Consider the following 15,299-nt stretch of genomic DNA (forward strand, 5'->3'; position numbering starts at 1 on the left):
CCTATATCTTCTATTAAAATAATCATTAGAAGCAAATCAATTTAATAGGGGGTCTTAAATTGGCAGGTATTAAATATGAGATTATAGAAGAAGTCGCTGTTCTTTCAGAATCATCAAAAGGATGGCGAAAGGAAGTAAATCTTATCAGTTGGAATGATCGTGAACCAAAGTATGATATTCGTGATTGGTCACCAGATCATGAAAAAATGGGCAAAGGCATAACTCTGACTCCAGAGGAATGGCAAGCTTTAAAATTATTTGTGAAAGATCAATGATTGTTTAATCCGGTATCCTATGAAAAGGAACCGGTTTTTTTCTGTAACCATTATCTATGTTTTGTAATACGTATACAGCTACACTTTACATAATATCATTTTCTGCAAAAAAAAAATAAGCTATCGTACAAACGTCATAATAGGCGATTTGCCAGTGATTAAAAGCATTTTAATAGTTACAAAACACCAAAAAAGTTTGTCAGATTTTCTTACAAAAGTCATGACGATATATTTCGGTCTATTGTAGGATTGTTAATAACAAAAGATGTTAAATAAAGTTACATGGAAAAGGGGAAATGAAAAATGGCAACAATTGCTCCAGAGAAAACAGTGGACACTGTCTCGCAACTAGAAACGATTAAAGAAGAAATCAAAACAAAACATGTAGAATTACTACATTTACAATTTGTTGATATCGAAGGAACATTAAAACAGGTGACGGTAACAGCAGAACAATTAGATGATGTTGTCGAAGGAAAAACAATGTTCGACGGTTCATCTATTACAGGGTTTACACCGATTAATAAATCAGACTTATACCTATTACCAGATCTAAACTCATTCGCAGTATTACCGTGGACAGAAGAACCAGATTACTCAGAAGCACGTTTTTTATGCAGTGTCACAAATCCTGATGGTTCTTTGTTCGAAGGAGATCCGCGAAATATTCTAAAAAAAACAATAGATGACGCTAAAGAAAAAGGCTTTTCGGTTAATGTAGGTCCAGAATTAGAATTCTTTTTATTTGAAGCAGATGAAAAAGGACAGCCAACTCAACAAGTACATGACCAAGGTGGCTATTTCGAACCAGCACCATACGATTTAGGTGAGCGTGTTCGTTTGGAAATCTATAAAACTTTGAAAAAGATGGGCTTTACCATTGAAGCTTCTCACCATGAAGTTGCTCAAGGGCAACACGAAATTAACTTTAAATTCGATGATGCACTAACAACTGCAGATAATGCTACTACATTTAAGTGGGTTGTAAAAACTGTAGCACAGCAATTCGGTCTACGCGCTACATTCATGCCAAAACCGGTATTTGGTGAAAATGGTAACGGCATGCACGTGAACATGTCGCTATTCGATGAGAAAGCAGGGAAGAATGCTTTTTATGATGAGTCTGATTCTCGTGAGTTATCTGAAACAGCCTATTCATTTATCGCTGGTTTGTTACACCACGTACCATCATTTGTTGCATTTACAAATCCGTTAGTAAACTCGTATAAACGTTTAGTACCAGGTTATGAAGCACCTTGTTATATCGCATGGTCTGCGTCTAACCGTTCTGCATTAGTTCGTATTCCAGCTACGCGTGGCGCGGGAACTCGTGTTGAAATTCGTTGTCCAGATCCAAGCGCTAACCCTTACTACGCTTATGCTAGTATTGCAGCGGCTGGTATCGATGGTGTGGAAAAATCATTACAAGCACCTACAGAAACAGTAGATGATATCTTTAGCATGAGTGATGAAGAACGTGAAGAGCGTGGTATTGAAAACTTACCGACAACATTAGGTGAGTCCATTCAAGCATTAAAAACCGGTGAAATTGGTAAAAAAGTTCTTGGTGACTATGCGTTAAATGAATACTTATCATTGAAACAAGATGAGTGGGATAGTTATCGTATAGCCGTTACAGAATGGGAATTAGATCGATATCAAGCGAAATTTTAATCGAAGTAGTGAATAGTCTGAATTCCAATCGGATTCAGACTATTTTTTTTGAATAAAACAATATGTGCGGTTACAATTAATGTAAAGAGAGGGGAATCAAGATGGATCCTTTAGATATAATGATGCATGTAGATAAAGTGAAGCCTTATTTCCAAGCAATTTTCAGTGCGGATAGTCATGAAGTGACTGGTTATGAAGTGTTAGGTAGATTGGAAATTGATAATCAAGTTATTCCTTTAGGTTCATTTTTCCATGATACGAATGTTCCCGATGATTTCAAAATGGAAATCGATCAAAAGGTTCAAGACATGGCATTAAAACAGTATGTTGAGCAAGGAATGGATGAGCACTTGTATTTGAACGTGCATGCGAATTATTTTCTCTTAGATAAGGAAGATCAGTTTCTAAATCATCTGTTAAAATATCAGGAAAAAGGTCTTGATCTTTCCAAAATTGTAATCGAAATAACGGAGCATCAATTTCGTGGAGATATTGAACTGGTGACACACACATTCAAATATTTAAAAACGATGGGTGTGAAAGTAGCTATTGATGATCTAGGAACAGGAACAAGTAATTTAGATCGGATTAGCCTCATGGAACCAGATATTTTAAAAGTTGATTTGCAAGCCCTTCAAAGTGAATCAAATTCTAATGGTTTTCATGGCATCATTTATTCCCTATCATTACTTGCGCGTAAACTTGGAGCCGAATTATTATTTGACGGTATTACGTCCAATTATCACTTTCATTATGCATGGAGGAATAATGGCCGGTTTTACCAAGGAAGCTTTCTCTCCGAAACTTCTGATACCTTCGTGGCAAAAGACGTATTGAAAGCACGTTTTCGTCAAAATATCCAACAGTTTATTGAGGTGGAAAGATCCAAACTAACTACTAAATATCAGCTGACAGCCACACTAAATCAACAGGTTCAAGAAAAATGGCAGCTAGTGAAGAAGAATAAGAGTTTAGATGAACAAGTTGATAGTCTAGCAAAAGAAATGGAACATATCTTTTTTCGAATTTATGTAACAGATGAAGATGGGTTTCAGAAAACTGTTAACCTTGTTCATATGGATCAAGGCTGGGTCTGGGATGAGACGATTAAAGGGAAAAATTGGAGTTGGCGTCCGTATTTTATTGAAAATGTTATTCGTATGAAAGAAGATCAAGCTGGGATTCTTTCTGATCTTTACAATGATATCGAAACAGGTGATAGGATTCGTACTTTTTCCTATCCGTTAGCTGATTCCTTGTATTTATTTATGGATATTTCGCCGATGTATATGGATGAGAATGAAGATTTGTTGTGGTAATGAAAGGAGAAAACTGATTGATATCAAAACAGGCAATGATAATCGTTAATCCTAGTTCTGGTGAAGAAAAGAGTTCTTTATTTATAGACGATACTGAAAATATGCTAATGACAATGGGATACCAAGTTACAGTGAAAGAAACCAAGAAAGAAAGTGATGCGGAAAAATTTGCCGTAGAAGCATGTGAAAAAAAGGTGCACATCGTCTCAGTAATGGGTGGAGATGGAACTGTAAATGAAGTATTAAGTGGTATTGCAGAGAAAGAATATCGGCCAGTAATACATATAATTCCATTGGGTACCGTAAATAACTTTGCTAAAGCGCTTGATATCCCATTAAAGCCAAAAGAAGCAATACAAGTATTAGAAAATCCTGTTGAAAGAATAACTGACATTGGCAAAATTAATAACACTTATTTTATCAACCTTGTTAATTTAGGAGCAATTGCTGAAGCGACTTATGAGGTTACTTCAGAACAAAAATCCAAGCTCGGTTCACTGGCATACTTTATGGAGGGTGTGAAGCAATATACAAAACAAGACACATTTATTGTCACCGTAGAATATGAAAATGAAGTGAAACAGTTGGAAGCGATGCTTGTTCTTACTACAGTTACCGATACGATAGCAGGTTTACAACATGTAATGAGAGAAGTTAATCCAGATGATGGATACTTACATGTATTTGTAATTAAACAGATCTCGGGTTTTGATAGTGTTTCGATGCTCTCAAATTTATGGAATGGAATGTTAAAAGATCATCAACAGGTAGCTTATTACAAGGCTAAGTCTATCAAGATTGATACAAATCCTAAAAAGGTAGCTAATATAGATGGGGACGAAGGTTATCCAACCCCTTTGTCATTGTCTATTCTAGAGAAACACATAAAAGTATTATCCCAAAAGAACTAAACATGTAGAATTTCGAATCATCATTAACCTCCTTATCAAGCGGAGGTTTTTATTTTCAGACAAGAAAGTATAAAATCAGTGCAATGACTGCGTTAAGCCAAGTAGTTATTTTGATATGTTTATATGTATTTGCCAAGGCTCCGACTAATTACTTCACTTTCCGTGGGCGCGGCCTCAACTAACTTTGCAATGTGGATTTTCTGCTCGCGCTATTCCCTCAGGAGTCTACGTAATTAGTCTCCGCTATGAGAAGATGCAACAATTCTTGTCATAAGTAATAGATTCACTTATGACAATGGGTTGAAAATTGCTATTTGTAAAAACAACCAGTTACCTCAGGGTAGCGTTGTAAAGCATGATCATAGGGAAGAGCAACCTCCACGTAAAAGGAAGTGGGCAGTCGAAGCGGTGGTCAAGCTTTTCAAATATTTCATAATTACTACCAAAATAATCGACATCCAATTAGCATTTTAAAACGTACCGGCGAGGTTTGCCGGTTTTTCTTAGTATGTAAGGAAAGTATAAAATTTGCGCATAGGTCTAGCTCCGAGTGCCAAAAATTAGGCGACTTCACGAATCACCCTACGATAAGTCATCATCGGTTCGCTTTTCTCAGTGATTCCTTTATCTCAGTTTATTAGCTCCAGCCGCTACGTTTTTAAGCGGGCGCTCTGCGCTTTTCTTATGGAGATGAAATATTTACTTAATAGCAGATTATTCTTTGTATGAACTGGATTGCAAAAAAGTGATAATAGGATAAAAAAGTGATATTAAATTACTTAATCCATAATAAGAATCGGATTTTTTCAACTATTCAGTATAAAGGACAAAAAATGAATATTGTAGGAAAAATGAAAGCGTTTTATATTTTGTTTAAGCCGTTACAGCAGGTGACGAGATTAATTAGGAGGGGGTGAATAACTCATCACGATTTCACGAAAGCGTTTATTATTCTTTTATGATGAAAAAGGGGAGGAATTAGAATTGAAAATGAAAAAGAGTCTTGTATTGTTATTATTTAGTTTATTACTTAGTTCCATGTTAGTAGCGTGTAGTGACGATACTGATACTAATAGTTCTACAGAAGAGGGTGGGGACGATGCATTTTCTGAAACTAATTCAGGTGATGGATCTGAAGGTGCATTCGACATTTCCATTATGACGACATCCCATTCACCAGAACCTCCAGGAAATGATAGTCCTGTTGTAGAAGCGATAGGGGAATTTACTAATACTAATTTAGATATTACCTTTGTTCCAAATAGTAATTATGATGAACGTTTTAATATCACACTTGCATCTGGAGATCTTCCATCATTAATCTTAACAGGAAAAACGTCGAGTTTTATAAATGCTGTTCATGATGGTGCATTTTGGGATTTAACGGATTATCTTGACGATTATGAAAATTTAAGTCAAATGAATGATATTGTGCTTAATAATATCTCCATTGATGGGCGAATTTATGGAATTTACCGTTCCAGACCATTAGGACGTATGGCTGTTTCAATTAGACAAGATTGGCTCGATAACTTAGGGCTGGAAACACCGACTACAATTGATGAATTCTATGATGTGCTGTATGCCTTTACACATGATGATCCTGATGGAAATGGACAAGATGATACACTCGGTACAATTGTTTCAGAATATGAAGGCCCATGGGATATCATGCAAACATGGTTTGGTGTTCCTAATAAATGGGGGATTGCAGATGATGGTTCACTCTATCCTCACTTCCAGGATCCTAACTATCGAGATGCCTTAGATTTCTTTAAGAAAATGTATGATGAAGGGTTAGTAAATGAAGATTTTGCGGTAATGGACCCAGCTAAATGGCATGATGCTTTTGTGAATGGAGAAGCAGGAACCATTGTCGACGTAGTAGATGCTGCAAGTAGAAATCAAGATCAAATGATTGATGCAGACCCATCATTAGAAGGGGCGGTAGATGTATTTGGCGCTGTAGAGGGACCAAATGGATTATTTAATCTGCCTACTTCCGGATATAACATGATGTATGCTATTTCTAAACAGACTGTTGAAACGGAAGAAGAGCTGCATAAAGTATTACAATTTATGGATGATATGAGTACCGAAGAAGGTCAAACCTTAGCGTTTAATGGTATTGAAGGTAGACATTATGAAATAGAAGATGGTGTTTACACACCAACGACTGATCAGTCATTGATTTATGAACATGAAGATACCAACCAATTGTTAACCTTTGTGCCAGAAGATCGTTATTTAGAAAAACCACTTCAAGAACTGGAAGAAAAAGAAGAAGAAGTATTAGAAGCAAATGAAGAAATAGTTGTCGGAAACCCTGCTGAACCGTTCGTTTCTGAGATTTATAGTCGTCAAGGTGAACAATTGGATAACATTATCTTAGATGCAAAAATCCAATATATTGTAGGCCAAATTGATGAAGCCGGATTGGATGAAGCGGAAGAATTGTGGATGAATTCAGGTGGTAAAGAGTATATAGAGGAAATAAATGAACTATATCAAGCAACACAATAATTTCTTATGATTGTTGGATTGGATATCTGTTGTCTACGCTTGATAGCGTAAATAACAGATATCCGCTTATTAAGGGGGGAAACCATTGGCACAGCTAAGTATGAAGTCTAAAAAGGCAAAAAACGATGTCGTTGTCTCGACAAGTCAATTAACTAATATGCAAAGAATATTGCGTGATAAATGGCTATATTTTTTATTAATCCCAGGTGCTTTATATTTTATTCTCTTTAAATATTTACCCATGTGGGGAGTATTGATGGCCTTCCAAGACTATTCACCATTTAGGGGTTTTTGGGCTAGTGATTGGGTTGGTTTTGACCATTTTATCAACTTCTTTCAGAACCCTGACTTTATAAGGCTTTTACGTAACACATTAATTTTAGCTCTATATGATCTGATATTTTTCTTTCCCGCTCCAATTATTGTAGCTTTACTATTAAATGAAGTCAGAATGCAATTTTTTAAACGGACAATTCAAACATTGGTTTATGTACCTCACTTTATGTCATGGGTTATTATCGCTAGTATTACGTACGTTTTTTTAACCACTAGTGGTGGCGCGGTGAACGCAGTAGTAGAATTTTTTACTGGTGAGAAAATTAACTTTCTTTCGAGTCCAGACTGGTTCCGACCAATGATTATTGCACAAGTAATTTGGAAAGAAACAGGCTGGGGCACGGTTATCTTTTTAGCAGCATTAGCAAGTGTTAGTGCCGAACAATATGAGGCAGCGATCATGGATGGTGCGGGACGCTTCAGAAGAATGTGGCACGTTACCTTACCAGCATTAAGGAGTACCATTGTCATTTTATTAATATTACGATTAGGTAATTTTTTAGACCAAGGTTTCCAGCAAATCTACTTAATGACCAATTCATTAAACAGAGATGTTGCAGATGTATTTGACACATATGTTTATTTTGTTGGTATCACCCAAGGTATGTTTAGTTATAGTACGGCAGTTGGCCTGTTTAAAGCAGTTGTTGGGATTATCCTGATATATGGTGCAGATTATTTTGCCAAGAAAATGGGGCAAACAGGTCTATTCTAATAGAAGTGTCAATCAAAGGGGGAAGCTCATATGCACAAAATGCACAATACACCATTAGGACGAGTATTTGATGTGTTTAACCATATCGTTTTAATATTAATGGGGTTAGTAACATTTATACCATTTGTTTATGTAATCGCTGCATCGTTTGCTACTGAGGCAGAAATAGCAGCCAGACCTTTTTTTCTAGTACCTGAAACGATTACTACTGCGGCATATGATTATATATTTTCGACCAATACATTTGTTCGTAGTATCGGGGTTTCTGTGCTAGTCACCGTATTAGGTACATTAGTAAGTTTGTTATTAACGATGTCTATGGCTTATCCAATATCTAGAAAAAATTTGTTAGGGCGTAATATTATCTTAAATTTGGTTGTGTTTACGATGGTATTCAATGGTGGTATGATTCCAACCTATATCGTTGTTCGAAGTTTAGGATTATTAGATTCATTATGGGCATTAATATTACCGGTCGCGATCAACCCATTCTATCTGATCATTGTCAAAAGTTTCTTTCAAAACCTTCCAACAGAATTGGAAGAGGCTGCTCGTATTGATGGCTGTTCAGATATGGGGGTGTTTTGGAGAATTGTCATTCCGCTATCCAAACCAGTAATCGCAACATTTACTCTGTTCTATGCGGTATTTTACTGGAATGATTTCTTCAATGCCTTACTATATATTAGTGATAGTGCAAAATGGCCGGTCCAATTATTATTACAACAATTAATAATGGTCGCCAATGTAGACTTTGGTACAATGGATACGATGCTCACTGATCCACCTGAAGAGTCTTTGAAAATGGCAGTAGTAGTAGTAGCAACACTTCCGATACTTGTGTTCTACCCATTTTTGCAAAAACATTTCGCAAAAGGAATTTTACTAGGATCTGTGAAAGGATAATATAGTTCTATTTTCCTTAATTCTTCTTTATATCATGATAACGCTTACAAAATGTGATATGCTTATAGGAATAAGAGGTGGGCGTAAATGAATTTTTGGACAAAGATTAGAAATTGGATCGATAACCGGTGGAGTAGTAAGTATTTTCGCAAAAGCTTTTTAATGATTCTTTTTATCACTTCCATACCAGGTATTGTTTCCGCCATTGGCATTTATACGTTTGGATTATATTCTACTGAAGAAGAATTACGAAAAATTCACGTGGAGGAAATTAATGATCGTGCCCAGAATATTGATGATCAATTTACCTATCTAGAAGAATCATTAAGTTATTGGGCTTTTGAACCGATTTTTAATTCTCAGTTAACAAATATGGATTATGTCAGCGAATTTCAGAAAACGAGAGACTTGAAGCAAAAGTTACTGATATTACAAGGGAGTCATCCACTAATTGATGAAGTAGAGCTTTTCGTAAATGGTCGAGATCCGATATTACTGTCACCATACTTAAGTTTTATCAAGGATCACAATATGGAAGATGCTTACCAATCATTACTATTGGGCAGTCAGAATGTTACCTGGGACCAGGAAGAACAGTTTATTGAAAATACTAAGTACACGAATGATATTGTCTTAACACATCAAATACCTGGTGTTGTTAATCATCCATTCGGTGCTATTATTGTGAAAATTGATAAACAGAAGTTGGCTTCATTAATCGAAACGTTAACTCCATATAGCGACGGATTTACGATGTTATTTAATCAGGATAATGAAGTATTACTATCTACGGCAGAAAGTAATCATGAGGATTTAGCGAATGTTTTATCAAATGAACTTAACAAAAATCAAAATAAAAGTAGTTCCTTTCAATTAGATTGGGAGAATGAAACTTTTTCAGTTTCATCCGGGCAGTTTGATCGAATAGGCTCAACATGGACTTATGTTTCGGCGGCGCCAATAACTGCTATTACATCCCCTATCGTTACCATATCGAAAGTTATCATGGTCGCTAGCTTGTCGATATTAATTTTAGCATTTTTGATGACTTGGTTTGCATCTAATCGATTATATAAACCGGTTCGTAATTTGGTCAATTCACTTACAACCCCAGACAAACAGAAGGTAAAGACAGATGAGTTTAAACAAATTCATGAGCAGTTTCATGCCTTAACAGACGAAAGGCGTCATTTAGAAGAAAGGTTATCAGAACAAATACCACAATTAAGGCAAAATTTCTTAGTTCAATTAACAAAGGGATACTTATACGATTACAGCGAAAATGCTTTAAAACAAAGGATGGAGAAATACGGTTGGAGTGTGAAGGATCATACGTTTGTCCTTTTAGATATTCAGCTTACAGGGATGTATGACGCAGATAAAGTAAATGAAGAGGATGACAGCTTATTAACATTCGCAATGGCTAATATCGCAGAAGATATTACGAAAGAACAATTTCAACAATACACCATTTTAAATAATTATGACCTATCAGCGGGAATCTTTCTAATCGTTCCCAACAATAAAGAGAGTTTACCAACATCACTTCATAAGTTAGCAGAAAATATTACAGAAGCAATAAATAAGGTTTTAGCCTTGAAGGTGACGATAACGATAAGTTCTAAAACAGAGCAAGTGAAACAAATCAGTCATTTGTTTGAGGAAATAGGGCGTGGAAAAAGATACAGGGAGTTTGAAAATCAAAATCAAATTATCCATTTAAATGAATTGCAGGAAAGAGAATATAAGAAGAAGTTGTATTATCCGTTCGAATTGGAAAAGGAGATTATTCAATGTATAAGAAGAGGTCGTACGAATGAAACGGAAGCATTTATTCGTCAATTTTTCAATTATTTAGTTGAAAACGGTAATAAAGAATTAAATGTGCAAGCTAGTATAATGCAATTATATAGTACGATTCAACATGAAATATTACATTCTGGTATTGATCCTACTGTACTCTATAATGGGAGAAATATGTATGAAGAGCTTGCACAAATACGAGAAAGAGAATGGATTGTTAGATGGTTAGTAGATAAGGTAATACAACCATATGTTGACTTTGTAGAGAATAATATGAATATTGAAATGAAACATCTAGTAGATGAGGTTACATTATATATACATGAAAATTATATGGAAGATATCTCCTTAGAAATTTGTGCGGATCAAGCTGATACGACTGCATATACATTAAGTAAAGCATTTAAAAAAGTGCTAGGTATTAATTTTATAGACTACCTAACAAGGATACGCCTTGATCAAGCGAAAGAATTATTAATGAATTCAAACTTAAAAATTAATGAAATAGCAGAGAGTGTTGGATATCGCCACAGTTATTTTAATCGTATTTTTAAAAAACATGTAGGTGTACCTCCAAGTCAGTATAGAAAAATAAAATCAAATAGCTCTTAAATATATAGAGGGGGGATTAATTTGAGTCAGCTATTATGGAACCAATTTAAAAATCCAGAATCTGAGTACTCACCAATGCCATTTTGGTTTTGGAATGATCAATTATCCAAAACCGAACTAAAAAGGCAAATCCACGATTTTAAAGAGAAAGGTGTCGAAGGGTTTGTACTGCATCCACGAATAGGGTTACCAGATAATTTGGAATATTTATCGGATACATTTATGGAATTTGTAAAATTTGCTGTTACCGAAGCAGATAAACTAGGTATGCATGTTATTTTATACGATGAAGCAATGTATCCATCAGGTGCGGCGAATGGTAAAGTAGTAGAAAGAAATCCACATTTTGCTAGTAAAGGTTTAAAAGCTATTGAGCAGCAACTGACATTCCAAAATAATAAACTTACAATGAAGCGATCAGATCGGTTAGTAGCTTTATTTTTAGTACGAAAAATAGAGCGAGTGATCGATCGTAACAATATATATTGCCAGTATCCATTAAATGTGGAAATTGTAGAACAGAAACATGTTGAGGATAAGATAGAGGTTACATTACGAGGTGAAATTATTGAACAATTTTTCCAAAGTAACAATCGAAACATAGACGAATGGGTGTTAGTTGCTCTTGTTGAGACGGAATCACAGGGTACGATAAGAGGAGTTCATGAAGGTCAAGACGACGGTGAAATTCATGCACCAAGGTCAGCTGATTTGTTAAATCAGGAAGCTGTTAGAACATTTATAGATATTACGCATGAGCGTTACAAAGAAGTGGTAGGAGGCTATTTTGGTACTACTATATTTGCGGTGTTTACCGATGAACCAGATATGCTAGGAAGAAATGCCAAAGAAGGATTAATTCCATGGACATCTAGTTTTGAAAATAATTTCTTTGCCGAAGGTTTTCATATCGAAGACTTACTTGCATTATTTTTTGAACTAGATGGAAAGGTAGAAGAAGTGGAAGAAGGGTATAAACGTGCACTTCATAAAAGACTGCTCGATAGTTATTACCGTCCTATAAGTGAATGGTGTGAGCAAAATAACTTGTCATTGACTGGCCATCCAGCTGCAAGTGATGACATTGGTTTGTTAAAACCATTCCATATACCAGGACAGGACGTAGTTTGGCGATGGGTAGCTCCTGAAGAAGAGAAGGGAATACAAGGTACCCATTCTACTGCAGGTAAATGTGGCGCAGACATTGCGAGACATTATCGTCGCAGAAGAAATATAAATGAATTCTTAGGTGTTTGTGGCGTAGATAATAATTGGAATTTGTCTGCAGCTGATATGAAATGGTACATCGACTGGTTAGCGGTTCGGGGTGTTAATTTGTTTTGCCCACATGCTTTTTATTATTCGATAGATGGTCAGCATAGAAGTCATGAACGACCGCCAGATGTAGGACCTAATAATGTTTGGTGGCCATATTATCAATATTTTAGCACCTATATGAAAAGGTTAAGCTGGCTCTTGACAGATAGTGTCAATCAAGCTGAAGTTGCCATACTAACAAAAGATGATTATTTACCATGGCAAGCAGCAATGGAATTATTTCAAAACCAGATTGAATTTAATTATGTAAATGAAAGATTATTTGTTGATGAATTAGTAGAAGTAAGTACCAGTTTAAAGATTGCCAATCAATATTATAAGGTTGTTATATTAGATCAGTTATCTTGGAGAAAATGTCATCCTAAAGTAAGGGATACATTATTGGAATGGGTTAATCAGGGCGGAGAAATGATCAGAGTTGGTGGAGAAGCTGAAGTGGATGGTATCACTCAGTTAGATCATTCGGTTGAGATGATAGAGTATATTAAACAGTATCAAACGGTTCAATTGGCTGAATACTTTCCTGATATCAGAGTGAGTCTAGTAGAAAAGCTAGGGCAATATTTCTATTTGATAGTCAATGAAGGTGAAGAAAAATTTAAAGGTACAGTAGGCTTGAAAGAAGAAGGCGCAACAGCAATATGGGATCCATGGACTGGAAAACAAAAAAAGGCGTATTTTCAAAATGACGAACTATATGTAGAGTTAGAAAGAAGATCTTCGCTGATCATTGTGGTAGATCCTAATAAATCAATGGCAAAAAAAGAGGTATATAGCGAAAATTTGATTAGTCAAATACCTATTAAATGGAATCCCCAAAAAGAATCGAATAAGGCAAATTATCGCCAGTGGTCAAAGGAGCAATTAGTTAGTTGGACTACATTCGAAGAGCTCCGCTATTATTCTGGTACGATGAGTTATTATTTTGAGTTTGATTTAAAACAAGATATTTTCCCAATAGCGGATGCAATCCTTGACTTAGGAGAAGTTTATGAAATAGCGGAAATTATTTTAAATGATCATTTTACGGATGTACAATTTTGGGCTCCTTATCAGATTAGTATTCCAATACATGTTTTAAAGGAAGGGACGAACCAATTAGAAGTGAGAGTAACAAACAACAGTTCAAATCAAATGGATCAATTAGCATTACCATCTGGGTTACTTGGCCCAGTACAATTAATTATAGAACATACTTAATTAAAAGTTGGTGATCAAATGAATAGTGATAGCTGGATAGGGAAATTTTATCAATTTGGTGAAGCAGTACTTTTCTTATTATATGTCAATTTTTTGTGGATCATTTTTTCCTGTATTGGGCTGATTTTTTTTGGTTTAGGTCCGAGTACTGTAGCCATGTTTACTGTGTTTCGTAAATGGGTGATGGGAGAGCAAGGATACCATATTGGGAAGTTATTTTGGCAAACATATCGAAAAGAATTCTTAAGAGCCAATGGGATAACATGGGTTACCGGTTTGTTTGGTTTAATGCTGTTAACGAATTTACAGTATTTCTCGTTACCTGATCCCATATGGAATCTGATAGTAAAAGGTGTCTTTCTATTTTTTGCATTTCTGTTTTTCATAATGGTAGTATACTTATTTCCTTTATATGTCCATTATCAAAATAGTTTTCAACAATATTTCAAGAATGCCTTTTTAATTGCCATTTATCAACCTTTAAGGACGATCTATGCTTTAGCGGCACTATTTACATTGTATTATTTACTTGCAACATTTCCGATCTTTATCTTTTTATTTGGCGGGAGTTTAACGAGTATGGTCGTCATGTATATTACGTATGTTACGTTTGTGAAGATTGAACATAAACAAAAAAGGATAGAAGAACAACTGGAAGCAGAAATGAAAACGAAGAAAAGGGAATGGAGTTATGAAAAAAACGAGTATTTACCTAGCAAGTGATTCTACATGTCAGACGTATCAAAAGCAAGATTACCCTCAAGCAGGTTGGGGGCAGTTTCTTGGTCTGTATTTGAAGGGATATAATATCTATAATCATGCTATTGGTGGAAGAAGCTCCAAGACTTTTATAGAAGAAGGAAGACTAGATGAAATATTAGTAGGAATAAGGGAGAAGGATTATTTGTTTATTCAGATGGGGCATAATGATTCTACTAAAGAAAAACCTACTAGGTATACAGAGCCTTATCAAGAATATAAGGATTTTCTTCGTCAGTATATAGAAGGAGCAAGAGCTAAGCAAGCTGTACCATTACTGTTGACACCTGTAACTAGGTTACATTACGTTAAGGGAGAATTTTTGCAGGATTTCGGTGATTATTGTAATGCTATGAAAGAAGTAGCAGCTGAAGAAGATGTAGCTTTAATAGATTTAATGAAACTTAGCAATGCTCATTTACAATCAATAGGTTATCAAGCTGCTAAAACTTATTTTATGGTTGCGCATAATGGAGAAGATCATACGCACTTTACAGAAAAAGGTGCTGATCAAATAGCTAAAATAATAGCGCTGCAATTTGAAGCTTTGCTTGATCATCCAATTTTGTAATCCAAAAAGTAAAGATAGTTTAATGCACAATATCTAAAAAACTGCGAAGTAACTGGACATGGATTTGTTCTCTTCCCTTACTCGTACTGCATTAAGAGATAATTTTGAAATATATCATGATGTTAACTACCACTCCGGCTGCCCACTTCCCTTTCCGTGGGGTTTGCCCTTCAGCTAACTTTTTCGAGCAAAAACCACTCGAAAAAGTGGATCTTCAGGTCAAACAGGTCCCACAGGAGTGGAAGTGGGCGGCCTTCGTTAAGCTATGCTCCACAACACTTATCCGAAATCAGCCAGTCGATTTCTCCACTATAGTAGCGTAGGGTACGACTATGCTAAAAGGGTTAGTACTGTAGA

11 protein-coding genes are annotated in these 15,299 nt (G+C 35.5%); all 11 read left to right on the forward strand.

Annotation, left to right across the window (positions count from 1 at the left end; genetic code table 11):
* The first annotated feature begins 59 nt into the window (after positions 1 to 59).
* The 11 genes from GH715_RS09210 to GH715_RS09260 all read left to right on the forward strand — a co-directional run bounded on the left by GH715_RS09210 (position 60) and on the right by GH715_RS09260 (position 14,942).
* Positions 60 to 275 carry a YdbC family protein gene (locus tag GH715_RS09210; protein ID WP_153835150.1) on the forward strand — a complete coding sequence of 72 codons (216 nt, stop codon included), beginning with the start codon at positions 60 to 62 and terminating at the stop codon, positions 273 to 275.
* A 303-nt stretch (positions 276 to 578) separates the two neighbouring features.
* A complete protein-coding gene (gene glnA / locus GH715_RS09215) occupies positions 579 to 1,949 on the forward strand; it encodes a type I glutamate--ammonia ligase (protein ID WP_018933054.1) in 1,371 nt (456 codons plus the stop codon).
* A 101-nt stretch (positions 1,950 to 2,050) separates the two neighbouring features.
* Positions 2,051 to 3,268, forward strand: a complete 1,218-nt coding sequence (locus GH715_RS09220; protein ID WP_153835151.1) for an EAL domain-containing protein — start codon at positions 2,051 to 2,053, stop codon at positions 3,266 to 3,268.
* Between the two features lie 17 nt (positions 3,269 to 3,285).
* Positions 3,286 to 4,179: a diacylglycerol/lipid kinase family protein gene (locus GH715_RS09225; protein WP_153835152.1), complete on the forward strand. Its 894-nt coding sequence runs from the start codon at positions 3,286 to 3,288 to the stop codon at positions 4,177 to 4,179.
* Between the two features lie 990 nt (positions 4,180 to 5,169).
* Positions 5,170 to 6,702: an extracellular solute-binding protein gene (locus GH715_RS09230; RefSeq protein ID WP_163578571.1), complete on the forward strand. Its 1,533-nt coding sequence runs from the start codon at positions 5,170 to 5,172 to the stop codon at positions 6,700 to 6,702.
* A gap of 157 nt (positions 6,703 to 6,859) precedes the next feature.
* On the forward strand, positions 6,860 to 7,753 hold the full coding sequence (locus GH715_RS09235) for an ABC transporter permease (RefSeq protein WP_245548507.1): 894 nt from the start codon (positions 6,860 to 6,862) through the stop codon (positions 7,751 to 7,753).
* A gap of 30 nt (positions 7,754 to 7,783) precedes the next feature.
* A complete protein-coding gene (locus GH715_RS09240) occupies positions 7,784 to 8,659 on the forward strand; it encodes a carbohydrate ABC transporter permease (RefSeq protein ID WP_018933050.1) in 876 nt (291 codons plus the stop codon).
* A gap of 87 nt (positions 8,660 to 8,746) precedes the next feature.
* Positions 8,747 to 11,074, forward strand: coding sequence for an AraC family transcriptional regulator (locus GH715_RS09245; RefSeq protein WP_153835154.1), 2,328 nt, complete (start codon positions 8,747 to 8,749; stop codon positions 11,072 to 11,074).
* A gap of 21 nt (positions 11,075 to 11,095) precedes the next feature.
* Positions 11,096 to 13,612 (forward strand): glycosylhydrolase-like jelly roll fold domain-containing protein, encoded by a 2,517-nt coding sequence (locus GH715_RS09250; protein WP_153835155.1) that lies wholly within the window; start codon positions 11,096 to 11,098, stop codon positions 13,610 to 13,612.
* 18 nt (positions 13,613 to 13,630) lie between these two features.
* A complete protein-coding gene (locus GH715_RS09255; protein WP_153835156.1) occupies positions 13,631 to 14,335 on the forward strand; it encodes a YesL family protein in 705 nt (234 codons plus the stop codon).
* On the forward strand, positions 14,304 to 14,942 hold the full coding sequence (locus GH715_RS09260; protein WP_153835157.1) for a rhamnogalacturonan acetylesterase: 639 nt from the start codon (positions 14,304 to 14,306) through the stop codon (positions 14,940 to 14,942). Before GH715_RS09255 ends, GH715_RS09260 begins: the two co-directional genes overlap by 32 nt.
* The last annotated feature ends 357 nt before the right edge of the window (positions 14,943 to 15,299 follow it).

This window comes from Gracilibacillus thailandensis, from assembly GCF_010994055.1.
Classification (GTDB): Bacteria; Bacillota; Bacilli; order Bacillales; family Amphibacillaceae; genus Gracilibacillus; species Gracilibacillus lacisalsi.

What these genes read in the sequence shown, in the direction of transcription:
- glnA (WP_018933054.1), top strand. Translation starts at nt 579, where the DNA reads ATGGCAACAATTGCTCCAGAGAAAACAGTGGACACTGTCTCGCAACTA.
- GH715_RS09220 (WP_153835151.1), top strand. Translation starts at nt 2,051, where the DNA reads ATGGATCCTTTAGATATAATGATGCATGTAGATAAAGTGAAGCCTTAT.
- GH715_RS09230 (WP_163578571.1), top strand. Translation starts at nt 5,170, where the DNA reads ATGAAAAAGAGTCTTGTATTGTTATTATTTAGTTTATTACTTAGTTCC.
- GH715_RS09235 (WP_245548507.1), top strand. Translation starts at nt 6,860, where the DNA reads ATGCAAAGAATATTGCGTGATAAATGGCTATATTTTTTATTAATCCCA.
- GH715_RS09240 (WP_018933050.1), top strand. Translation starts at nt 7,784, where the DNA reads ATGCACAAAATGCACAATACACCATTAGGACGAGTATTTGATGTGTTT.
- GH715_RS09245 (WP_153835154.1), top strand. Translation starts at nt 8,747, where the DNA reads ATGAATTTTTGGACAAAGATTAGAAATTGGATCGATAACCGGTGGAGT.
- GH715_RS09255 (WP_153835156.1), top strand. Translation starts at nt 13,631, where the DNA reads ATGAATAGTGATAGCTGGATAGGGAAATTTTATCAATTTGGTGAAGCA.
- GH715_RS09260 (WP_153835157.1), top strand. Translation starts at nt 14,304, where the DNA reads ATGAAAAAAACGAGTATTTACCTAGCAAGTGATTCTACATGTCAGACG.